This window comes from Pandoraea aquatica (genome assembly GCF_902459565.1).
GTDB lineage: Bacteria > Pseudomonadota > Gammaproteobacteria > Burkholderiales > Burkholderiaceae > Pandoraea > Pandoraea aquatica.
The window spans coordinates 782,142-803,323 of sequence record NZ_CABPSN010000002.1; the positions used below are offsets into that span (position 1 = coordinate 782,142).

At 63.9% G+C, this 21,182-nt stretch carries 21 protein-coding genes; 6 read left to right on the forward strand and 15 right to left on the reverse strand.

Going from position 1 to position 21,182, the window contains the following annotated elements; translation table 11 throughout:
* Positions 1-39: 39 nt before the first annotated feature.
* The gene (locus PAQ31011_RS09085) at positions 40-948 is read left to right on the forward strand and encodes a LysR family transcriptional regulator (protein ID WP_150575489.1); all 909 of its coding nucleotides are present in this window, start codon (positions 40-42) and stop codon (positions 946-948) included.
* A gap of 9 nt (positions 949-957) precedes the next feature.
* On the opposite strand, the gene PAQ31011_RS09090 is transcribed toward PAQ31011_RS09085, so the two are convergent.
* Complete coding sequence (locus tag PAQ31011_RS09090; RefSeq protein ID WP_150575490.1) at positions 958-2,022, reverse strand: MerR family transcriptional regulator; 1,065 nt, start codon at positions 2,020-2,022, stop codon at positions 958-960.
* Positions 2,023-2,238: 216 nt separating this feature from the next.
* Here PAQ31011_RS09090 and PAQ31011_RS26725 point away from each other — a divergent pair, with 216 nt between their 5' ends.
* Both PAQ31011_RS26725 and PAQ31011_RS09095 read left to right on the forward strand, forming a co-directional pair.
* Positions 2,239-2,388, forward strand: a complete 150-nt coding sequence (locus PAQ31011_RS26725) for a hypothetical protein (protein ID WP_246179450.1) — start codon at positions 2,239-2,241, stop codon at positions 2,386-2,388.
* A 27-nt stretch (positions 2,389-2,415) separates the two neighbouring features.
* Positions 2,416-2,814, forward strand: coding sequence for a hypothetical protein (locus PAQ31011_RS09095; RefSeq protein WP_246179451.1), 399 nt, complete (start codon positions 2,416-2,418; stop codon positions 2,812-2,814).
* Positions 2,815-2,871: 57 nt separating this feature from the next.
* On the opposite strand, the gene PAQ31011_RS09100 is transcribed toward PAQ31011_RS09095, so the two are convergent.
* Positions 2,872-4,191, reverse strand: coding sequence for an MFS family transporter (locus PAQ31011_RS09100; RefSeq protein ID WP_039395759.1), 1,320 nt, complete (start codon positions 4,189-4,191; stop codon positions 2,872-2,874).
* A 442-nt stretch (positions 4,192-4,633) separates the two neighbouring features.
* Between PAQ31011_RS09100 and PAQ31011_RS09105 the strand changes: the two genes are divergently transcribed.
* Together PAQ31011_RS09105 and PAQ31011_RS09110 are read left to right on the forward strand one after the other, a co-directional pair.
* On the forward strand, positions 4,634-5,581 hold the full coding sequence (locus PAQ31011_RS09105) for a 2-hydroxyacid dehydrogenase (RefSeq protein ID WP_150575491.1): 948 nt from the start codon (positions 4,634-4,636) through the stop codon (positions 5,579-5,581).
* A 5-nt stretch (positions 5,582-5,586) separates the two neighbouring features.
* A complete protein-coding gene (locus tag PAQ31011_RS09110; RefSeq protein ID WP_150575492.1) occupies positions 5,587-6,318 on the forward strand; it encodes a GntR family transcriptional regulator in 732 nt (243 codons plus the stop codon).
* Between the two features lie 23 nt (positions 6,319-6,341).
* Here PAQ31011_RS09110 and PAQ31011_RS09115 read toward each other — a convergent pair whose 3' ends face one another.
* The 11 genes from PAQ31011_RS09115 to PAQ31011_RS09165 form a co-directional block, all read right to left on the reverse strand.
* Positions 6,342-8,054 carry an ABC transporter ATP-binding protein gene (locus PAQ31011_RS09115; protein ID WP_150575493.1) on the reverse strand — a complete coding sequence of 571 codons (1,713 nt, stop codon included), beginning with the start codon at positions 8,052-8,054 and terminating at the stop codon, positions 6,342-6,344.
* A gap of 55 nt (positions 8,055-8,109) precedes the next feature.
* Entirely contained in the window at positions 8,110-8,889 is a 780-nt protein-coding gene (locus PAQ31011_RS09120; RefSeq protein WP_425495098.1) for an SDR family oxidoreductase, read from the reverse strand.
* A 5-nt stretch (positions 8,890-8,894) separates the two neighbouring features.
* Positions 8,895-10,457, reverse strand: coding sequence for a class I adenylate-forming enzyme family protein (locus PAQ31011_RS09125; protein ID WP_150575495.1), 1,563 nt, complete (start codon positions 10,455-10,457; stop codon positions 8,895-8,897).
* 54 nt (positions 10,458-10,511) lie between these two features.
* A complete protein-coding gene (locus PAQ31011_RS09130) occupies positions 10,512-11,432 on the reverse strand; it encodes an ABC transporter permease (protein ID WP_150575496.1) in 921 nt (306 codons plus the stop codon).
* 39 nt (positions 11,433-11,471) lie between these two features.
* Positions 11,472-12,464 (reverse strand): ABC transporter permease, encoded by a 993-nt coding sequence (locus tag PAQ31011_RS09135; RefSeq protein ID WP_150575497.1) that lies wholly within the window; start codon positions 12,462-12,464, stop codon positions 11,472-11,474.
* A 21-nt stretch (positions 12,465-12,485) separates the two neighbouring features.
* Positions 12,486-14,165: an ABC transporter substrate-binding protein gene (locus PAQ31011_RS09140; RefSeq protein WP_150575498.1), complete on the reverse strand. Its 1,680-nt coding sequence runs from the start codon at positions 14,163-14,165 to the stop codon at positions 12,486-12,488.
* A 94-nt stretch (positions 14,166-14,259) separates the two neighbouring features.
* Positions 14,260-14,691, reverse strand: coding sequence for a PaaI family thioesterase (locus tag PAQ31011_RS09145; RefSeq protein ID WP_150575499.1), 432 nt, complete (start codon positions 14,689-14,691; stop codon positions 14,260-14,262).
* Positions 14,688-15,704: a quinone oxidoreductase family protein gene (locus tag PAQ31011_RS09150; RefSeq protein ID WP_150575500.1), complete on the reverse strand. Its 1,017-nt coding sequence runs from the start codon at positions 15,702-15,704 to the stop codon at positions 14,688-14,690. Before PAQ31011_RS09150 ends, PAQ31011_RS09145 begins: the two co-directional genes overlap by 4 nt.
* A 123-nt stretch (positions 15,705-15,827) precedes the next feature.
* Entirely contained in the window at positions 15,828-16,934 is a 1,107-nt protein-coding gene (locus PAQ31011_RS09155; protein WP_150575501.1) for a M14 family metallopeptidase, read from the reverse strand.
* Positions 16,931-17,791 (reverse strand): VOC family protein, encoded by an 861-nt coding sequence (locus tag PAQ31011_RS09160; RefSeq protein WP_150575502.1) that lies wholly within the window; start codon positions 17,789-17,791, stop codon positions 16,931-16,933. Before PAQ31011_RS09160 ends, PAQ31011_RS09155 begins: the two co-directional genes overlap by 4 nt.
* A 236-nt stretch (positions 17,792-18,027) precedes the next feature.
* Positions 18,028-18,960, reverse strand: a complete 933-nt coding sequence (locus tag PAQ31011_RS09165; protein ID WP_174990029.1) for a LysR family transcriptional regulator — start codon at positions 18,958-18,960, stop codon at positions 18,028-18,030.
* A gap of 115 nt (positions 18,961-19,075) precedes the next feature.
* On the opposite strand from PAQ31011_RS09165, the gene PAQ31011_RS09170 reads away from it, so the two are divergent.
* Positions 19,076-19,510, forward strand: coding sequence for a cupin domain-containing protein (locus tag PAQ31011_RS09170; RefSeq protein WP_150575504.1), 435 nt, complete (start codon positions 19,076-19,078; stop codon positions 19,508-19,510).
* Between the two features lie 36 nt (positions 19,511-19,546).
* On the opposite strand, the gene PAQ31011_RS09175 is transcribed toward PAQ31011_RS09170, so the two are convergent.
* On the reverse strand, positions 19,547-20,341 hold the full coding sequence (locus PAQ31011_RS09175; protein WP_150575505.1) for an aldolase: 795 nt from the start codon (positions 20,339-20,341) through the stop codon (positions 19,547-19,549).
* Between the two features lie 32 nt (positions 20,342-20,373).
* Positions 20,374-21,102 (reverse strand): haloacid dehalogenase type II, encoded by a 729-nt coding sequence (locus PAQ31011_RS09180; RefSeq protein WP_150575506.1) that lies wholly within the window; start codon positions 21,100-21,102, stop codon positions 20,374-20,376.
* Between the last annotated feature and the right edge of the window lie 80 nt (positions 21,103-21,182).

Below are 21,182 nucleotides of genomic sequence, written 5' to 3' on the forward strand. Positions count from 1 at the left end.
CGTGGCGAAGCGCGACTAAAGAGGGAGTGAGGAGGCGGCATGCAACTGCGATGGCTTGAAGACTTCGTCGAACTGGCACGCACGCGCAGCTTCACGCGGGCGGCGGAGAACCGATTCGTCACGCATCCGGCATTCGGCCGACGCATCCGCGCGCTCGAAGAATGGGTGGGCACGCGTCTCGTCGAGCGGAGCAAACCGCTCGAACTCACCGCCGCCGGCACCGTGTTTCTCGACGCCGCCACCAACGCGCTCGACATTCTTCACAGCGCCCGCACACAGTTGCAGGACGCTGCCCCCACGCTCGAAAACAACCTGAAGATCGCCACCGGCCGCACGCTGGCCGCGACGTTCTTCCCGGATTGGTACGACGAAACCGTCTCGCGCATCGGCTTCTTCACGGCAACGCTGTCCACTGGCGGGGCAGAAGAGGCCATCCTCCGGCTCGCGGCCGGTGAGGTCGATCTGCTGATCGTCTATTCCAGCGCACACACGCGGCTGCTCATCGATCAGGACCGTTTCGACTGGCTGAGTGTGGCGCGTGAGGTGCTGGTGCCGGTCAGTGCGCTCGATGCGAAGGGGCGGGCGAAGTATCGGCTCGCAGCCGGGCCGTCGCCCATCCCATGGCTGGCATTCACGCGCACGCTGACGCTGCGCGCGGTGCTTGCCCGACATCTCGCGGAGATGCCGAACCGTCCAACGCTCAAGCCGGTTTATCAGGCCGATTCGTACGAAGCGATTCTCGCCATGGCGCGACGCGGTGCAGGCATCGCCTGGTTGCCGCAGCGTCTGGTGGCCGACGACGTCGCGCGTGGCACGCTCGCCATCGTTGGCGGGAAAGACTGGCAGATCGGCTTCGACATCGCGCTCTACCGGCGTCGCCACCAGCCGCACCACGTGCTCGACGCTATCTGGCAGAGCGCTCGCCTTGCTGCGGGCGAAGACGCCTGAGCGTCAGGCTTACCTCGCGCCCATCGCCACCGCAACACCCTGCTTCACATACTCCAGCAGGGGCATGTCGATGAAGGACCCTTCCATCAGTTCGGGTTCGAGACGATGTGCCTCACGGATCTTCATGTGCGTGGCGGGGTTATCGCCCGCGTATGAACGGAAGTACGTCAGCCATTGGCGGATGAGCGTCTGCACTTCAGGCGCTTCGGGCGGTGCACCGGCTTCCAGCTGGTCACGCAATGCGCCGATGAGGACCGGCCACTCGTCGGTGTGGTTGAGGTAATTGTCCGCGAGGACGCGGTATTCGGCGTCGTCGAGATACTTTCGGTAGATTCGCAGCTTGGTCTGCCCGAAAGCTTCCTTGATGTACTGCATCACATCGCCCGTAATCCCCGTCTGCGATTGCATCGACGGCTCGCTCAGATGCATCAGATTGAGCTTGGCGAGCAGACGCGCGTCTGCGTTCGTATCGCGCTTGATCATGGCCATCCAGCGACGAGCGACTGCCTGCGCCGTTTCTCCCGTCGAGGGCTCCCCCCGTGCTATCAGATCCCTCACCTCGGCCACGATGGCCGGCCAGTCGGATCCGTGCGCCTGTTTGTTCTGGTACAGCGGGAAGCGGGCGAGTTCGTCTTGCGAGAAGTATTTGTCGTACATGTTCATCAGCTCCAGCGTCGACAACCATTCGGCAAGTTCCGGGGCTTCGCCCGATGCCAACTGCGATTGCAGTCGGACAAGGCGTTCGCGCAGGCGGCTCGCGTCGTCGATCTGATGCGTGAGCATGTCGATCTGCCGTGCGATAAGCGCCTCCAGACCATCGTAGGCGCTTTGCGTGTCGTTGCTGCTATTCGATGCATCCCGGCTTGCCAGCCATTGGCCGATGTCGGCGAGCGACATACCGAAACGACGCAGCGCCTGAATCTCGTGCAGACGGGCGATGTCGCTCAGGTCATAGAGTCGATAACCGGCATCGGAGCGTGCCGAAGGCGAGAGCAGGCCGAGCGTGTCGTAGTGGTGAAGCGCGCGCACCGTCAGGCCGCTACGTTTGGCTAATTCACCGACTTTGAGCCGCATGGAAACTCCCGTGATCTTCTGGCGTGTGACAAGGCTGAAGCCTCACGCAACGTGAGGGTCAAGCGATTTTAAGCGGGATGATTCGCGCTCATCGATGTGATTTGTTTCATCAGGACAAACCGGCACAAATCTCAACACTTGTCGTCACTCGACGGCGCGGTGCGTGGCTAACATTTGCCGGACATCCTTTTGAGATCCTTCTGAGAGCCGAAACGCATGATGAATGTCTGGAAGCAGTACTGGGGTTTGCGCACGCAGGAGTGCCCTTGCGACGTGCATTTCGTGGACTGGCTGGAGGCCATGAAGCTCACCGGCAAGCGCATCTATCACTTCGGCACGGGAGGTCATCACGTGGTCGGCGAGTAGTGCGCCCGGCCGTCGCTGGACAACACGGTGTTCGGGATTACTGCGTCGCCCAAGGAGTACAAGTCGTATGTCGATCTGGTGACGCGTCGCCCCGAGATCAGCAAAAACTATCTCGCGTACTTTGGCGACATCTACACGAGCAACACGAAGTTGCTGCCCGTCTTCGATGTCGTCACGCTCTTCCATCTGTGCGAATTCCGTACCGAAGCGAATAGCCTCTACGGTGCAAAGACGGACGAAGAAGTTCTCGATCTTTTCGCACGCCACACCGCACCCGGCGGTCACGTGCTTTTCTATAAGGGATCTTCGGCGTACAGCCGTGCCAGATTGGTGATTCAGGCATGGGCCGAAAAGGCGGAATTCACGGACTTCACGGAAGTCGGAGAATTCAAGACGTTGCGGGTCTTCCGCAAAGCGCTGGCCTGAAAGCAAAGGAGGCGCAATATTGCGCCTCCTTCGTATTACTGCGGTATCAGCACGCGATCAATGCTCGTGATGCAGATACTTCGCCTGACGCGGCAGGCGCAAGCTCACCACGAATGCCAGCACCATCATGCCGGTGACGTACCAGTAGAACGTCGGCTCCATGCCGGCCTTCTTCAGACCCAGCGCCACATACTCTGCCGAGCCGCCGAAGATCGCGTTCGCGACGGCGTAGGCCAGACCCACACCCAGCGCGCGCACTTCGATCGGGAACATCTCGGCCTTCACGATGCCGCTGATCGACGTATAGAAGCTCACGATGGCGAGCGCCAGGCAGATCAGCACACCCGCAGCGATGGGGCTTTGCACCGTCTTGAGCGCCGTCAGGATCGGCACCGTGGCAATCGCGCCGAGTGCACCGAACAGCAGCATGTTGTTACGGCGGCCAATCTTGTCCGAGAGCATGCCGAAGATCGGCTGCATGCACATGTAGACGAACAGGCAGGCGGTCATGATGTAGCTCGCCGTCTTGATCGGCATACCCGCCGTGTTCACCAGATACTTCTGCATGTAGGTGGTGAACGTGTAGAAGATCAGCGAACCGCCGGCCGTGTAACCCAGCACGGTGAAGAACGCTGCCTTGTGATGACGGAAGAGCCCTGCGATCGAACCCGCATCGCGGTTGTTACGGCTCGCGCTCGTCGACGTCTCGTGCAGCGTACGACGCAGCATCAGCGCCACCACCGCCGTGATCGCACCGACCACGAACGGAATACGCCAGCCCCACGCCTTGAGTTCGGCTTCGCTGAGCAACTGCTGAAGAATCACGACCACGAGCACCGCGAGCAACTGACCGCCGATGAGCGTCACGTACTGGAACGACGAGAAGAAGCCGCGACGGCCCTTGAGCGCCACTTCACTCATGTACGTTGCCGTCGTGCCGTATTCGCCACCGACCGACAGGCCTTGCAGCAAACGCGCGAACAGCAGCAGCGCCGGTGCCCAGTTACCGATGCTGGCGTACGTCGGCAGCGCGGCGATCAGCAGCGAGCCCAGGCACATCATCATCACGGAGATGACCATGGAGTTCTTCCGGCCATTACGGTCGGCAATACGGCCGAAGATCCAGCCGCCGATGGGGCGCATCAGGAAGCCGGCCGCGAACACGCCTGCTGTGTTGAGCAACTGGGCGGTCGGGTCCGAACTGGGGAAGAACGCAGGCGCGAAGTAGATCGCGCAGAAGGCATAGATGTAAAAGTCGAACCACTCGACCAGATTCCCGGACGAGGCCGCGACAATCGCGAACACGCGCTTGCGGACTTCTTCGGGGGTAGGCGGCTTGTTGTCGATTCCGGCGTTGGAGGTAGCTGTGTCTCTCATTTCTACTGACGATGGGGGCATCGCATTGATAACTACGTTTACAACATGACGCAGATCCGCTCGTTCGCCTCGATGACACTTCATATACGAAGGAACGAGCCTCTCGCGTCGCGGGGGCGGGCCAACTATAGCGGGTGACGGCGGGAACAGACAATGCCCGGATGACGGATTCATTATTGTGAATATAGAAACAATTCAACGAATTGTTGCGTCGCAGCATGGTGATGATGCCCGCCGGGCGGACGTTTGCGCAGCGCGTCGGGCGTTTCGGCAGACGGGACGATACCCTCGAAAATCCGAGAAATATTTTTCACTCAGGCCGTCATAAGCTATTCGATAACAAATGCTTAGTCGCGCGCGACGCGCCCGGTAGGATGAGCTGCCGCTCTCTCCTGAAGCCCCGGCGTCCGATCTCCCGACGCGGGGCACCCTTCCCGAAGTCATGCAAGGCGACACGTTATTGATCAAGTCGGGCGGCGCTGCCGCGCTGACCGAATGGCAACACCACTTCGCGCGGTTGATGCCGGGCCTGCGTGTGTACGGCTGGGACGATCCGTTCGTCGATGCACGCAACGTCAAGTACGCGCTCGTCTATCAGCCCGATCACGGACGCCTTGCCCACTACCCTCGACTGCGGCTGATCCTGAGTGCAGCCGCGGGTGTGGATCACATTCTGGCCGATCCGGCCCTGCCGACCGACGTACCCATCGTGCGCATGGTGACGGAGGAAACGCGCGAGCGCATGAGCGACTTCGTGACATTCGCCGCGCTGGCGATCGTGCGGGACATGCCGGCGCTCGTCACGGCGCAGCGCGACGGACGCTGGGCCAACGATCTGACCGGACGTCTCGCACGCGACACGCGTGTGAGTGTGCTTGGACTCGGCGAATTGGGAAGTGCGGTCGCAATGCGTCTGCGTGCGAACGGTTTTCAGGTGAACGGCTGGGCAAGGACGCCGCGATTGCTGTCGGACGTGAACGTCTTTGCGGGCGAAGCGCAGCTCGACGCGTTGCTCACTGAGACCGACATTCTCGTGAATTTGCTGCCCGACACCCACGCCACGCGGGGCATTCTCGGGCGCAAGCTGTTTGCGCAACTTCCGGCCGGGGCCAGTCTGATTCAGGTCGGACGCGGGGTGCATCTCGACCGGCAGGCGCTGCTCGATGCGCTCGACAGCGGTCGTCTGCGCTCGGCGGTTGTCGACGTCTTCGACATCGAGCCGTTGCCGCCGGACGACGCACTGCGCGGCCACCCGAAGGTCCTCGTCACGCCGCACATCGCATCGACGGTGTCTTATGCAGCGAGGGCGCGTCAGGTGGCCGACGTGCTCGGCGCACATCTTCGCGGCGCACCGTTGCCGTTCGTCTATGACGCCGCAAGAGGGTACTGAACACCATGGTTTCCGCCTCCCGTGATACCGAGGATACCGTTGCGCTTGCGCGCGGCGACGACGCCTACGAACGTATCCGGCACGATGTGCTGACGTGCGTCATCATGCCGGGCGCCATCATTACCGAGGCGGAGCTGATGCGTCGCTACGACATCGCGCGTACGAGTTGCCGAGTGGCGCTGGTGCGGCTGGTCCATGAGGGATTCGCGCGCGCCATCCCGCGACAGGGGTATCGGATCTCGCCCGTCACGCTGGCGGACGTCGAGGAAATTTTCAACTTGCGCGGGCAACTCGAACCGATGGCCGCGCGTCTGGCGTGCGGCAACGTCGACACCGAACTGCTGCAACGCCTCAACGAAGCGTGCGAAGTGCCTTTTGCACATGAATCCATCGACCATCAGATCGAATGGTTCCTGCACACGAACCGAAAATTTCATCTGACGATTGCTGCTGCGAGCGGTAACGCACGTCTTTACCGCACGCTGGCCGGTCTCATGGACGACATGGCACGTCTTGTTTCGCTTGGCTTCGGAGTGCAGGGCATCCGGCCACGTATCGAACACGATCACGAGAGCATCATTGCCGCACTCGTGACGGGCAACGCGCCGCGCGCGGAAGCGCTCGCGCGGCAGCACATCGACACCTTTCTCCAGCAGACCAAGGCGCACGTGTTCGCGAGCCTGTCGGCGTCGGGCACCTGGTTGCCCTATCTGTCCATTGCCGATCTGCGCAAGTAGCTCGGAGCCCGCGGGGCCGCTCGTCAGGCGGCAGAGAGGGCTTGTGCGTCAGCCTGTGCGTCATTGAGGCGGTCGCGACTGCGCCCGGAAATCCCGGGAATTGCGTCGAGCAGCGCACGCGTGTACGGGTGTGAGGGCGAACGGAAGATCGCCGCCGTATCGCCGTACTCGACCACGCTGCCCGATTTCATGACGGCGAGCGTGTCGCAAAGTTGTGCGGCAATGCGCAGATCGTGCGTAATGAAAATCATCGACAGACCCAGTTCGGCCTTCAATCGCGAGAGCAACCGCAGTACCTGCGCCTGCACGGAGACGTCGAGCGCCGATACCGGCTCGTCCGCGACCAGAATCTTCGGACGCATCGCGAGCGCCCGCGCGAGCCCGATGCGCTGACGTTGTCCGCCGGAGAACTCATGAGGAAAGCGGTCGAGCGCGTCGGCACTCAGGCCGACGAGTTCGAACAGTTCGAGCGCATGCGCGTGCGCCTCACGCGGTGATTCGCCTCGGGCAATCGGTCCTTGTGTGACGATGTCTCCGACGCGACGACGCGGGTTCAACGAGCTAAACGGGTCCTGAAATACCATCTGAATGTCGAGCGCGTCGCGACGTGCCTGTGCATCGAGTGTCCCGGTGGCGAGGTCGATGCCGCGATAGAGAATGCGTCCGGCATCGGGCGTCATCAGCCGAAGGATCGCGCGCGCGAGCGTCGATTTGCCGGAGCCGCTTTCTCCGACGATCCCTAGCGTCTTGCCGCTGCCGACATCCAGGCTGACGTCGCGCAACGCCGCCGTGTGAGCGTGCGTCTTCTTGTTGATCCAGCTACGTTTCGCGTACGTCTTCTGAACTTGCTCAATGCGTAACACGGGCGGCGTGGCATCGATGGACACCGGCAACGTCGCACTCGCGCGCGACGTGTTCGGTGTTGCCGATGTTGCCGATGCTGCCGAGGGTAATGACGGTACCGCCGCGATCAGCGCGCGCGTGTACTCGTGCGACGGCCGCGTCAGGATCGTCTGCGCTGCGCCCTGTTCAACGATCTCCCCATGACGCATCACAGCCACGCGATCCGCGATTTCCGCCACCACGCCGAAGTCGTGCGTGATGAACAGTACACCGGTCCCTTTGCGCCGCTGTAAGTCGCGAATGAGCGTGAGGATCTGCGCCTGTGTCGTCACGTCGAGCGCCGTTGTCGGTTCGTCGGCGATCAGCAATTCGGGCTCCAGCGCGAGCGCCATCGCGATCATGGCGCGCTGTCGCTGCCCGCCCGACAACTCGTGCGGATAGCGCTTTGCCGTTTCGTTCGGCGACGGAATCTGTACAGCGTCGAGCCATTCCAGCGTGCGGGCACGAATCGCGCTGCCGGTGAGGCGCGTGTGCGTGCGGTACACCTCGCCGATCTGATCGCCGATGGTGCGCAGCGGATTGAGCGCGGTCATCGGCTCCTGAAAGATCATGCCGATGCGCGAACCGCGCCAGCGGCGGCGCTCGGCGTCGGGCAGCGTCAGCAGGTTGCCTGCGCCTTCCCATGCAATGCGTCCCGCACTCACCTGCACGCCGGGCGGCAACAGACCGAGCAGTGTGCTGGCGGTCATCGATTTGCCGGAGCCGCTTTCCCCGACCATACACAGGATCTCGCCACGCGCGAGCGAGAACGAGACGTCATGAAGCGCATGCGCGCGATCGGCATTGGGCGGCAGATCGAGCGTGAGATGTTCGACGTCGAGCAGGGTCGTCATTGGGTGGGTCCAGGGAGTGGGCGTCAGGGCATCAGGGCAGGAGGGGTGTGGCCGGTCAAAGACGCTGACCGCCGCTGGCATCGATGGCTTGCCCCGTGATCCATCGGGCGGCGTCGCTGGCGAGGAACGCCACGATGTCCGCGATGTCGCGGGGCTGTCCCACACGCCCCAGGGCGACTGTGCGGGCGATGTCCTGACTGGCAACGGGATCGCTCGCGCGCTGGTTCAGGTCGGTCGCCGTCGCGCCCGGCAACACGGTGTTGACGGTGATGCCTCGCGCCCCGAGATCGGCGGCCAGCGACAGCGTCAGCGCTTCGAGCCCGGCCTTGGCCGGTGCATAGACGCTCATTTCCGGATACGCCGCACGTGTGCCGATGGATGAGACATTGACGATGCGTGCGCCGTCCCTCAGATGCTTCAGCGCATGCTGAATCAGGAAGAACGGCGACTTGAGGTTGACTTGCAACACCCGGTCGAAGTCTTCCGGCGTCACGGCGTCGATGCGCGCCCGGAGCCCCACGCCGGCGTTGTTCACGAGAATGTCCAACTGCGGCGGCAGATCATGCGCGGCGAGCGCGCCGACGAAGCGTTCGATCAGTGCGCGTGCGCCGTCCGGAGACGACAGGTCGGCTTGCACCGCAAACGCCCGGGCACCGCTCGCCAGCAGTTGGAAGACGAGGGCGTCGGCATCGGCAGAGGCAGCGTTGTAGTGCACCGCCACCGTCGCGCCGCGTGCGGCCAGCGCGGTGGCGATAGCGCGGCCGATGCCACGGCTCGCCCCCGTGACGAGCGCGACTTTGCCGTCGAGACGAATCGGGTCCTGAAGGTCGGACAGTTGGGTCATGATGCGAGGGTTCCGGTAAGAGAGGCTGGAGTCTGACGTTGATCGCTCCATCCTTGCGTCGCTTCGAGGGCTCGCGCCTGCTGAAGCAGCGAATGACGGTCGACCTTGTTGGTCCCCGCCCACGGCAGTTCGGTGACGAACGCCACACGACGCGGATGCTGATAAGCGGGGCCGTTCGCTAGCGCGTGCTGCCTGAGCGCTTCGACGCTCAGGGCGCTGCCGGGCTGACGCACCACGAAGGCGACCGGCACGGCGGCGCGCTCCTCGTCGGGGAGCGGCACGACGCTCGCCTGACGGACTTCCGGGTGCGCTTCGAGCACTTTCTCGACTTCCACCGGATAGATGTTCTCGCCCGCGCAGACGAACATGTCGTCGGCGCGTCCGACGAAGTAGAAGAAGCCGTTGGCATCGCGTCGCATGACGTCGCCGCTGTAGTACCAGCCGTCACGCAACACTTGCGCCGATTTCTCCGGCAGACGGTGATACCCGCGCATGACCGCCGGGTTGTGCATGCACAGCACGCCCTCGTTGGCGTCGGGACCGTCGACGAGCTTCACCGTATCGGGGAAGAGCGGATAGCCGAGCGCAAGCGGCGGCAGGGGAATGCCGTCCGGATGCGGGCCAAAGATGCTCGGCCCCGCTTCCGTCGTGCCGTAACCATGGTGAATGTGCGTGGTGGGAAACGCGGCCTGAATGCGGGCGAGCAAGGCGGTGCTCATCGGCGCGGAGCCGAGCATGAGGCGGGCGAGCGACGAGACGTCGCGACCGGCGAGCGTCTGCGGATCTTTCACAAGGCGCGCGAACATCGTTGGAACGGCGGCCAGCACGGTGATGCGATAACGCTCCAGCGCGTCGACATAGGTCGACACATCGAACGACGGCAGGATCACCAGTGTGCCGTTCACGGAGAACGCGCGTTTGGCCATGAAGAGCCCGTTCATATGGAACAGCGGCTGCGCGAGCAGGAAGCGCTCGGTCGACGGATGGACTGGCTGGACGTACGTCGCGCCAAGCGCCCATAGTTGACCAGCGTGCGTGAGCGGCACGCCCTTCGGTTTGCCCGTCGAGCCCGAGGTGTAGAGCATTTGCGCGACGTCGTCGTGAGCAGGACGCACGACATCGAAGTCCGTAGGCCGAATCTGTGCGGCGAAGCCATCGGCGCCCTTGTCATCGAAGTCGATGACCGGCACGCGTGCACTCAGGGTGTCGCGACGTGCGCCGTCGACGAACGCCAGCGCGATGCCCGCATCGTCGATCACGTAATCGAGGATCTCGCGCGACTGCTTGATGTTGATGGGCACCGCGACGTAGCCCCCGCGCATGATCCCGAAGTAGGCGATCAGATACTCGGCACGGTTGAGCGATGCGATCGCGACATGCGCACCGCTCGGCAGGCCGCGCGCGCGCAGCGCCGTCGCCACACCGCTCGCGAGACGATCGATGTCGGCGTGCGTGTAGGTACGCGGAAGGTTGCCGTCGCGCAAGTCGACGATGGCCGTCGTGTCGAGACTGAGAGATCGGTCGGCGAGGTCGCCGAGGTTATGCCAACGGTGCGTCATGATGTTTAGCGAAACAAAAAGGGGGCTTGAGTGTTCGATGGATGACTTCAGCGATCAGCGCTTGCGAAGCGTCGGATTGAGCGCGTCGTTCAGACCGTCACCCACGAGGTTGAGCGCGAGCACGGCGAGCATGATGGCGATGCCTGGCTCGGCGCACAGGTACCAGGACGAGCGGATCAGCGTGCGGCCTTCACCGATCTGGCGTCCCCAACTAGCGATGTTCGGATCGCCGAGCCCGAGGAAGGACACGACCGACTCGTAGAGGATGGCCCCCGCGACAACCAGCGTGCCCATCACGAGCACCGGTGGCAGGGCGTTCGGCAGCACCTCGCGCAGCGCGATGCGCCACGACGACAGGCCCACCGTTCGACATGCCTGTACGAATTCCCGGGACTTGAACGAGAGACATTCGGCGCGCGTGAGCCGGGCAATCGCCGGCCACGACACGAGCGCCACGGCGATCACCGTGTTCTCGATGCGCGGCCCGAGGATCGCGACGACCGTCAGTACGAACACGACGTTCGGCACGATCTGGAACAGCTCGGTGAAACGCATCAGGACTTCATCGATCCATCCGCCCCACCACGCGGCAACGGCACCGATCGATACGCCGATGACCGTCGCGGCAACGCTTGCGACCAGACCGATGGCCAGCGTTGCGCGTGCGCCGTGCGCGAGCATGGCGGCGATGTCACGTCCCAGCGCGTCGGTGCCGAGCGGGTATTGCCATTGCTCCAACGGCCAGATCTCGGGCGTGGCGACGATGCGCAGCGGGTCTCCGGGATACCACCAGCCCGCGCATACGGCGACGATTACGATCAGCGTGAGCAGCGCCGCACCGGCGACGGCCCCGCCATGACGGGCGAATTGCTGCCACGTGCGCGATCCCCGGCGTGCCGGGCGGGCAAGGGAGGAGGGCGCGCTTGCATCGAGCGCGTCAGGAGTCGGAAGAGCGGATTCGGCGGAAGACGTCATGTTGCAGACCAGTTCATTGCGGTAAAGCGAGACGAAAGCTCACGAGGCGTGTGTGCGGATACGAGGATCGAGGCGCGTGTAGATGAGATCGACGGCAATATTCGCGACGATGACCAGCGCGGAGCTGAGTACGAGCAGTCCCAGTACGACGGGATAGTTGCGGCTCATCACACTGTCGAACAGCACGCCGCCGATGCCCGGCCAACTGAAGACCGCTTCCACAACGATGCTCCCGCCGAGGACGGTGCCGATTTGCAGGCCGAGCAGCGTGACGACCGGCAGCATGGCGTTGCGCACCATGTGACGGGTAATCACTGCGCTGCGCGTGAGCCCTTTCGCCTGCGCGGTGCGCACGTGATCCTGACGCGCGACCTCAAGCATCGACGCCCGCATCACGCGTGCATACGTCGCGGCGTAGAACAGGCCGAGCGTGAGCGCGGGCAGCGTGAGGTGGTGAAGCACGTCCAGCGAGCCATGCCAGGCGCTGGCAAGACCGGTGCCGTAGTCCATCCCGATGGTGGTCATGCCGCCCACGGGGAACCATCCCAGCTTCACGGAGAACAGGATGATGAGCATGATCCCGAGCCAGAAACTGGGCGCAGCGAAGCACACGACGGCCGCGACCGAGACGAGCGTGTCGCGCCACGTGTTCACGTTCACGGCGGCGATCACGCCAGCAGCCACGCCCACGATCACCGCAATCAGCAGGCTCGCCAGCATCAGCACGAGCGTGGCGGGAAGGTGCGCCATGATGACGTCGAACACGGGCATGTTGTGCCGGTAGGAATAGCCGAGATCGAGGTGCACCACCGAGTTGATGTAGTGAAGCAACTGCTGCCACAGCGGCTTGTCCATGCCATACGTCACCCGCAGACGTTCGATGAGCGCGGGGTCGGTGACTTGCTGTTCGGCAGTCATCACGTCGAGCAACGTACCGGGCACCGATTGAATCAGACAGAAGTTCATGACGATTACGCCAAGCAGCAGCGGAATGGCCTGAAGGACCCGGCGTAACAATAGACGCGTCACCATGGCAGCCGTCTCCTTACCCGATCACGAGGCGAGCCAGACGTCGGCCAGCGCGTCGCCCTGCACGTTGGCGCTGGTCGTCGCATTGCGCACGTTGGTGCGCGAGAGCGTGAACGATTCCATCTCGACGAGCGGCACGAGCGGTACCTCGGTCGCGGCCAGCCGGGCGAAGTCGTGCGCGAGCTTCTGACGCTTCGCGTTGTCGGTCTCCACGGTCAGGCGGTCGACGAGCGCGTCCATTGCCGGGTTCGAATAGCCTGTCGCGTTGCGGAAGGCCGCGCCCTTGACGATGCCGTCCGTCGTGAAGAACTGCGTGACCACGGGGACGAGCTCCAGCGGTGCAGTGAAATTCGAGATGGCGATGTCGTAGTCGTAATCGCTGTAAATGCGCTTGAGCGACGTGGCGCGGTCGAGCGAGTCGAGCTTCACGGCAATCCCCACATCCTGCAACGCCTGCTTGAGGTACTGCCCGAGCTTCGCGTTCTCCTCGAACCACGCCGCAGCAACGAGATTGATCGAGAAGCGCGTGCCGTTCTTGCGCGGCAGGCCGGCGGCATCGAGCAACGCATTGGCCTTGGCAGGATCGAACGGGTACTTCGGGACGTCGTCCGTGAAGAACAGTGCATTGGTGCGGAAGATCGGGGAGACGGCAGGCTTGCCGCGCCCGAAGTAGATCGTGTCGATGATGAACTTGCGATCGATGGCATGCAGGATCGCCTGACGCACTTCCCGGCGCTTGACGTGATCGCGTCGCTGGTTGAACTCGACGGTCACCGTCCACGCGGCGTTTTCGTAGCCGCGCGTGTCGACGGCGATCTTGCCCGTCTTGACGAGGCGGTCGATATCGCGTGCCGGCACCGGGTTCGAGAAGGCGACGCCAAGCTCACCCGTCTCCAATGCGGCCGAGCGCGACGCGGGATCGCCCCACCAGCGAACGATGAGCTTGTCGGGGTACGGTTGCGCAGCGTTCCAGTACTGCTCGTTGCGCGCGTACGAGACGTAGCTGCCGCGCACCCACTGGCCGTACTTCCACGGGCCGGTGCCCACGGGCGCATTGTTGAGCGGGTTGGTGATGATGTCCTTGCCTGCGTAAAGATGCTTCGGCACGACCACCTGATACTGGCCGGCCAGGATCGACTTGAAGAAGAACTCCGGCACCGGCGTGGAGAATTCGAGTTTGACGGTGTGCGCATCGGTCGCGCTCACGCGTTTGAGTGCCTTGAGCGCGACACCCGCAGAGATGGGCTTCCAGTGCTCCTGCACGTTGTAGACGACATCGTCTGCGGTGAACGGCTTGCCGTCGTGCCAGAGCACGTTCTTGCGCAGGGCGACGGTGTATGTCCTGAAGTCGGCCGAGGCCTTGACGTCGGTCGCGAGCACGGGCTGAAACGCGAGCTTCTCGTCGATCTTGAGCAGACGCTCGAGGATCTTGGTCGACGTCATGAACGGGCTGGAGCCACCGCCGCCCGGCACGAACAGCGCCTGCGGTTCCAGTCCACCCCAGCTGGCGACGAGGGTGCCGCCGCGACGCGGTGCCGCGTTGGCGGCACTGGATGCATCGGCCGCGAAAGCACGTGTCGGTGAAACGAGCCAGCCGGTCGTCCCCGCAAGCGCGGCAGAGGTGGCGGCCAGAGCGCTGCCGGCACTGCGATACAGAAACTGACGACGCGAACGGGAATGGGACGAGCCCCGGAACTTGCGCATGATGAACTCCGAAAAACGCGACGCCGGCGCGATCTCGCCGACGTCGTCAATCTGTTAGGCAGTGATGACTTGTGACCGATGCGATGCCGACCGCTTACGCGGGCGGCAACGTGGCATAACTCGCCCGCCCGATGGCGACGAGCGCCCCTTGTGCGTTGACCAGATCGACGTCGGCCACGCCGATGCTTTTGCCGAGTCGTCGCACCCGCGCGATGGCGCGCAGATCGGTGTCGATGGCCGGGCGCAGGTAGTCGACGCGGAAGTTGACCGTCGGCAGGCCGCGGCCGACGAGCATGCCGACGGCGAAGTCACCGACCGTGTCGATTACGGCAGCCAGCGGGCCACCGTGCCACTGACGCGTGCCCGCGCCACGCTCGAACGCGTTCTGAAACGGGATGTCGACTTCGATGGTCTGCGCATCGTGGTCGAGCGACGTGACGCGCATTCCGAGCCAGGCGATGAACGTCGAGTTGTCGAAGGCTTGCTGGACCTGTTCGACGGACAGGGTGCGGGTCGTCGTGCTCATGCGCCCACCAGGACCTTGCCGACGATCTGGCGGTTTTCGAGCGACGCGAGCGCCTTCGCGCCATCTTCCAGCGGCCACTTCTTGTCGACCAGCACGCGCAGCTTGCCGCTGGCGACCAGTTCGAGCAGTTCGTGGAGGTCTTCGCGATCCCAGCCGTTCGAGCCACGAATCTGCAACTCGAAGGTCCAGATGAAGCGCAGGTCTTCCTTCGGATCGAAGCCCGCCGTCGCGCCGCACGTCAGTACGCGCCCACCCTGACGCAGGGTGCGCAGCGAGCGCGTCCACGTGTCGCCGCCGGTGAAGTTCACGACGACATCGACGCCGCCGTTGTTGGCGGCACCGCGACGACGTGCTGCTTTACCGTAGCGCGCACGCACAACTTCGACAAAGTCTTCCTCGGTGTAATAGATGATGTCGTCCGCACCCAGCTCACGCAGGCGTTCGCCTTTCTCGCGCGACCCGGCGCAAGCGATGACTTCGGCCCCCGCGAGCTTTGCCAGTTGCACGGCGCACACCCCCACGCCGCCGCTTGCGCCGAGAATCAGCACACGCTCACCGGCTTTCACCTGACCGATGCGCTGCATCATGCGCAGCGCCGTGCCATAGGCGACCGGCAGGGCGGCGGCATCGTCGAACGACACCCCGTCGGGCAGACGCACGAGTTGATGCTCGGGAACGCGGCACAGTTCGGCCAACCCGCCATGCGTTGTCTCGCCGACGAGGCCGCCCGTCACCCGATTGATCGGATCGACCAGCACGCGGTCGCCGACGGACCAGCCCTGCACACCGGGGCCGACGCTCGCGATCTCGCCTGCAACATCCAGGCCGATGATGACGGGAAACGGCAGCTTGATCCCGGGCATGCCGCGACGCGTGAACACGTCGTGGTAGTTCAGCGACGACGCGCGCACGCGCAGCACGACTTCGCCTTCACCTGCGATGGGGTCCGGGAAGTCGGTTTCGAGTTTGAGTGCACTGTTGTCGCCGTGCTCACGCAATACGATGGCTTTCATACCTGGTCTTGGGTCGATTTCAGGATGAGCGAACCCCTCGGGCTGCGCCGATCCTTGTTGATAAATGGAAAGAGGTGAGTGGCTTCGGGGGCTTACGCGTTCATACGCTCAGCGCCCGTTGGCTTAACCGGACGTCGCGAGGCCTTGCAGCGCCTGCGCGGTGATCTGCAGCCCATGCGTGAGCACGCTGTTGCGCCACACGGACGAGACCGGAACGAAGGCGTCCAGAACGTCGGCGCGCAGCAGACGGTCACGCGCCGCGTCCGGATGGGCCTGTGCGCGTGAGCGCAGCCACTGATCGAGGCGGTTGGCCACGCTTGCATTTGAGCCGCGTGTGCCGAATTCGACGACAGCGCCGATCACCGGACGTCCCTTCGCGAATTGCTCGACGCCACGGAACACGAGCCCCTGATAGTCGGGGCGTTGCAGGCCGTGCGGGCGTTGATTCAGCACACGCTCGGCGCTCCACCAGCGCGCAGCCTCGCGTTGCTCGTCGCCACCTTCCGCGTTGAAGCACAAGAAGAACGGTTCACCGTATTCGCCGATGCCCGTATGCCAGTCGATCAGGCCGATGCGTTGCGCTTGCGACAGCTCGCGCTCGACGATGGTCTGCAACGTGACGTTCGACCATTCGCGCGAGCGCCCCCCGTAGATCAGGCCATCGGCGTGCGTGTACTGACCGCTGGCGAGCGTGTTGAAAAGCGCGTCGGGGCCATGTTCCGTGCGAAAGGCGTCGATGGCGCGCGCACTTTGCGCCAGCCCCTCGGACGTCCACTCCGCCGGAATCAGATGGTCATGTAGCGACGCGTAATGCGCATTGACCGGATGTGGCTTGTCGTGATCGATGAAGTTGCGATTCAGATCGACGTTGTGTTCGGTCGTGCGCGTGGCGTGTGCGAAGCCGTAGGGATTGATGGCGTGCACGAAGGTCACGGCGACGTCGGGCGGCAACGTCTGCGCCGCATGTGTCAGCCACGCCGTTTGCACGGCCGATCCCGCGCCACCTTCCAGTCCGTGAGTCCCGCTGATGGCGAGCAGTTGATGCGGCGCGTGCGCCGGGCCGAGCCGGGCGACATCGACGCTCAGTTCGCTGCCGTCCGGCGCTTTCGCATCGGGGTGGACATATGAGGTCAGGCTTGCGCCTGCGTGGTCGGCGGCGGTACGAAAGCGCTGGCGGGCGTCTGCGTAGTCGACGCCGAACGCTTGCCACCAGGTGGGCTGCGTGCTCATGCGGCGTCCCCTTCGACGAACTGGAGCGCGACATGGAAGCCGTCGGCGGCGGCCACGAGCACGGACCCGTCGTCGAGCGTCGTCCAGGGCACCTGGTTCTCGCGCAGTGTGGCCTGGGTCTGGGCGAGGGAGCGAGTGCGAAGGATCAGTGCGACGCTGCGCTCGCTGCCGTCTTCCGTCGTCTCGACGTTGCCGAAGCGTTGCGCAGCTTCAGCGGGGGTGACGAAGTGGACGCGGGCGCGGCCGGCGGTGAAGGTGTATCCCTTGTCACCGGTTGCACTCAGGATGCCCGGGCCGAAGACACGGTCGTAAAGGGCAGCGGTGACCGCAGGATTCGGCGTTGAAACGACGTAACCGACGATGTCCGTCACGCCATTCGGATGATCGCGCCATTCGTCGCGCCAGACATGCTCCGGCGTGAAGTGATGGCAGAAGAACGTGCGGCCGTTGCGAACGAGTTCGCTGGCAAGTCGCACGGTGCGAAAGCGCGCGTCTTGTGTCGTGCCGTCGGGCAGTCGCACCGGACGGAAGAACTCGGCCGGTGTCTCGACGCCGATGCCGCGTTCCTGCAATGCTTTGAAGAGGCCGTGCGAGTCCTGTGTCTTGAAGACGAGGCCGGTCAGCCCGAGCGGGGCTTGCGTCACATCGGGGCGTGCGGTCGATTTGCCCGCCTCGAAGCCGAGCAGCTCAAGATAGTTTTCACCGAAGATTGCCAGGTGGTTGCTGGTGCCGAGCGAGTGATGACCGCGCTCGGTCAGTGCGAAACCCAGACGGCGGTAGGTGTCGACGGACGCTTCAAGCTCGCCCTTGACGTTGATGACGACGTGATCGAGAACCGGTGCGGGAATCTGGCTCATGCCTGACCTCCGATGCGTTGATGAGGGAACGAAGCGAAGGAGGCGGAGTGGACGAAGGCGGACAAACGTCCCCCCGGGACATTACGACTGGACACGACAGCTCCCGACAGAAAATGGACGACCTGTCCATTCTAGAAGCGTGTCGGTCGCAGCCCAACTGATGCTTTTTGCTTTGCTTAGCGCGTGGCGTGCATTCGTGGGGGCCTCACGAGGTCGGCGTCGCCCCGATGGGCCGCTCAGCCTTTTCTGGTGGGCTTTCTCATGGGTTGAGACGCCGCGGTTTGGGCCGGTTCCGCTGACGTTTCGATCACTTCGAGAAGGTGATCGGAGAACGCCTTGACCTTGGGCGTCAGGGCCCGTCGTGAAGCATAGACCAAATAGAGGCCCACGCGCGTATCGTCATCGCTGAACGGCAGATCGATGAGCTTGCCGTTCGCGACTTCGGCGTCGCAGATGTGTTCGGGAAGTACCGCTGCCCCGGCGCCGTGCAGCGCTAACTGCTTGAGCAGGCCGAAGCTGTTGGTGGAGACCGCGTAGTCCGCTTGCGTCGAGATGAGTGCGGCCGAACGGGAGGACGTCGCGGGTGCTTCGCGTGGTTTGAAGACGAGCGCGGGAATGTCCTGCGGCACTCGCTTGCCTCGTCTCCCACCGAAGACGGGGCTCGAAACGCGCGCGAAGCCGAACGTGGCGATGCGACGCGCAACGACGTGATCGCCCCCCGGTTGACCGCCGCGAATCGCCATGTCGAGATTGTCGTCCACGAAATCGCTCACGCTGTCGTCCACCAGCACGTCGAAGCGAACGCGTGGATGCGCGGCGCGGAACGTCGCGATGGCCTGACTGAGCACATCGAACGGGAAGTCGAACGGCACACCGAGGCGTATCGAACCGCTCAGGGGACGGCGTCCGGCGGCATCGGCTTCATCGAATTGTTCGGCGTCGCGAAGCGTTCTGATGGCTGGCGCGGCACGGTCGAAGTAATCGCGGCCATCGTCCGTGAGCGCAATGCGCCGCGTGGTGCGTCGAAGCAGCAACACACCCAGATGCGCTTCGAGCGCGGCGACACGCGCACTGACCGTCGAGCGCGGAATTTCCAGCGTGCGCGCGGCGGCCGAGAACGAACCGCGTTCGACGACGGTCACGAATGCCAGCGTTCCATTGAGATCCATTGTCCATTCCATTGGCAAGTCCTGCCAATTTTAGACGTCTTTTCGCGCAAGTCGGACATCGCCAGAATGACGACATTCCCCCTGATCTCAATCGCACGAAGGAGTTTCACGTCTCATGAAGTCCGAATTCAACCCGTCCGCCGATGTCGTGTCGTTTGCCAACATGGATGTAAGGCTGATCGCCGGTGTGCACGATCACGACGAGCGGGATCTCACGCTCATGGACATGACTGTGAACTCGCAAGGCGGCGCGCCGATGCACCGTTCGCTCGACGAGGAGAAGACGTTCGTGATGACGCACGGGCGGTTGCGTTTCACCGTGGGCGATACGACGCGCGACGTCGTTGCGGGCGATATTGTGAACGTGGCGAAGGGCGACGTGCATGGCTTCGTCAATGAGCAAGGCATGTTGGCGCGCATGCTGCTGGTGTCGACGCCGGCGCGTCACGATGCGTTCTTCCGCGCTATGGCGGCGCTGCCCGTGCCGCACGACCCGCAGGCCGTGCGCGAGGTGTGCGAGACGTTCCGGCAGGAAATCGTCGGTCTGTAAGGGTGGCGTCGTTGGCGCAATGACGTCTTGCCGGTCTTACTGGTCGAACGGCACCCCGGCGGCCCGCAGACGTCGCATGGCGCTGTCCAGGTGGGCGCGGGCGCTGTGCGGGTCGCCGGCGCGCATCTCGGCGGCAGTGCGTCGCGCGATGGCCTCGGACACCGGCCGAAGTTCGCGCCCGGTGCTCATCGCCTTGCACTGCACTTCGCAGGCGCGTTCGAGGTAGTAGAGGTCGTCCCACGCTTCGGCGATGTTCGGCCCCGCGACCATCACACCGTGATGCTTCATGAAGACGATGTCGGCGTCGCCCATCGCGGCCGCAATGCGGTCGCCTTCCTCGTTGCCGAGCGCGAGACCGTTGTAGTCGGTGTCGAGCACCGTCCGCCCATAGAACTTGAGCGCCGTTTGTCCCGCCCAGACGAGCGGCTCGCCTTCGCTCATCGCCAACGCTGTCGCCCAGGGCATGTGAGTGTGAAAGGCCGCCCGCACGCGCGGGTTTGCTTTGTGCAGCCGAGCGTGGATGTAGAACGCGGTGGCTTCGGGCACGCCGTCGCCCGCCACGACATGACCGTCGATATCGCAGACGAGCAGGCTCGACGCGGTGATCTCCTCGAAAGCCAGCCCGAACGGGTTCACCAGAAACCATCGGTCGCTGCCCGGCAGCATCGCCGAGAAGTGATTGCAGATGCCTTCCTCGAAGCCGTGCATCGCAGCCAGCCGGAAGCAGGCCGCGAGTTCTTCGCGCGCGGTACGCACGGCAGGGGTATCGAGATCCACGTCGTCGACGCGCAGCGACGCGTCGTCAGCGTTCAGCGAGAGGGTGTGCGCCATGTCGGTCTCCTCGTGATCGGGGGGGCGACGAATTACCAGCCGAATCCGTCGAACAACGGTACCACGGCGTCGAGCGCGGCGATGGTCGCGTCCGGCGTGTAATCGGGCAGCGGCCGACGCCCAGTGCCGCGATCCACCCACACGCACCGGAAGCCGATATCGCGCGCTGCCGCGTGGTCCAGATGCGGGCTGGCGCAGATGTGGACGACGTCGTCCTTCGTCACGCCGAGTTGTTCGTGCGCGTAATCGAACAGACGGCGGTTCGGCTTGTACGCCCCGGCTTGCTGCGCGGTGATCACACGATCGATGTGGCCACCGAGTTGCGCGACATTGCCCGCGATGATGTCATCGTCCGTATTGGAGACGATGCACAGCCGATAGCCGCGCGCCTTGAGGGCGGCCAGCGTCGGCACGACTTCGGGGAACGGCGGCATGGCCGAGATGTTGTCCGTCAGTACGCCGATGTCCTGCGGCGACGCCTGCAATCCGAGATCCTGCAACGCGAGACGAAGGCCCTCGCCCGCGACCTCGCGAAACGCGCGGTGCGGCGGCGTCTGCTCCAACGCGTGCTCGTGATGGTCGAACGTGGCGATCAGATCGGACGTGCCGATGTTGTGGCCAGGCTTGCTTTGCAGAATGCGCGTGACCGCATCGCGCAGCCCTTCGTCCCATTGAATGAGCGTGCCGTAGCAATCGAAGGTAAGCCATTGCGGGCGTGGGCTATGGCTCAGCGAGGCGGACGGTTGGGATGGTTGGGGCATGACGAATCTCCTTGACGATGGCGGGATGACGTCAGCGTAGTCGCTTCACTCCATATTCTGAAATTAAATTAAAATACGTA

Coding starts and splice junctions, on each gene's coding strand:
- PAQ31011_RS09085 (WP_150575489.1), top strand. CDS start 40: ATGCAACTGCGATGGCTTGAAGACTTCGTCGAACTGGCACGCACGCGC.
- PAQ31011_RS09090 (WP_150575490.1), bottom strand. CDS start 2,022: ATGCGGCTCAAAGTCGGTGAATTAGCCAAACGTAGCGGCCTGACGGTG.
- PAQ31011_RS26725 (WP_246179450.1), top strand. CDS start 2,239: ATGATGAATGTCTGGAAGCAGTACTGGGGTTTGCGCACGCAGGAGTGC.
- PAQ31011_RS09100 (WP_039395759.1), bottom strand. CDS start 4,191: ATGAGAGACACAGCTACCTCCAACGCCGGAATCGACAACAAGCCGCCT.
- PAQ31011_RS09105 (WP_150575491.1), top strand. CDS start 4,634: ATGCAAGGCGACACGTTATTGATCAAGTCGGGCGGCGCTGCCGCGCTG.
- PAQ31011_RS09110 (WP_150575492.1), top strand. CDS start 5,587: ATGGTTTCCGCCTCCCGTGATACCGAGGATACCGTTGCGCTTGCGCGC.
- PAQ31011_RS09115 (WP_150575493.1), bottom strand. CDS start 8,054: ATGACGACCCTGCTCGACGTCGAACATCTCACGCTCGATCTGCCGCCC.
- PAQ31011_RS09125 (WP_150575495.1), bottom strand. CDS start 10,457: ATGACGCACCGTTGGCATAACCTCGGCGACCTCGCCGACCGATCTCTC.
- PAQ31011_RS09130 (WP_150575496.1), bottom strand. CDS start 11,432: ATGACGTCTTCCGCCGAATCCGCTCTTCCGACTCCTGACGCGCTCGAT.
- PAQ31011_RS09135 (WP_150575497.1), bottom strand. CDS start 12,464: ATGGTGACGCGTCTATTGTTACGCCGGGTCCTTCAGGCCATTCCGCTG.
- PAQ31011_RS09140 (WP_150575498.1), bottom strand. CDS start 14,165: ATGCGCAAGTTCCGGGGCTCGTCCCATTCCCGTTCGCGTCGTCAGTTT.
- PAQ31011_RS09145 (WP_150575499.1), bottom strand. CDS start 14,691: ATGAGCACGACGACCCGCACCCTGTCCGTCGAACAGGTCCAGCAAGCC.
- PAQ31011_RS09150 (WP_150575500.1), bottom strand. CDS start 15,704: ATGAAAGCCATCGTATTGCGTGAGCACGGCGACAACAGTGCACTCAAA.
- PAQ31011_RS09155 (WP_150575501.1), bottom strand. CDS start 16,934: ATGAGCACGCAGCCCACCTGGTGGCAAGCGTTCGGCGTCGACTACGCA.
- PAQ31011_RS09160 (WP_150575502.1), bottom strand. CDS start 17,791: ATGAGCCAGATTCCCGCACCGGTTCTCGATCACGTCGTCATCAACGTC.
- PAQ31011_RS09165 (WP_174990029.1), bottom strand. CDS start 18,960: ATGGATCTCAATGGAACGCTGGCATTCGTGACCGTCGTCGAACGCGGT.
- PAQ31011_RS09170 (WP_150575504.1), top strand. CDS start 19,076: ATGAAGTCCGAATTCAACCCGTCCGCCGATGTCGTGTCGTTTGCCAAC.
- PAQ31011_RS09175 (WP_150575505.1), bottom strand. CDS start 20,341: ATGGCGCACACCCTCTCGCTGAACGCTGACGACGCGTCGCTGCGCGTC.
- PAQ31011_RS09180 (WP_150575506.1), bottom strand. CDS start 21,102: ATGCCCCAACCATCCCAACCGTCCGCCTCGCTGAGCCATAGCCCACGC.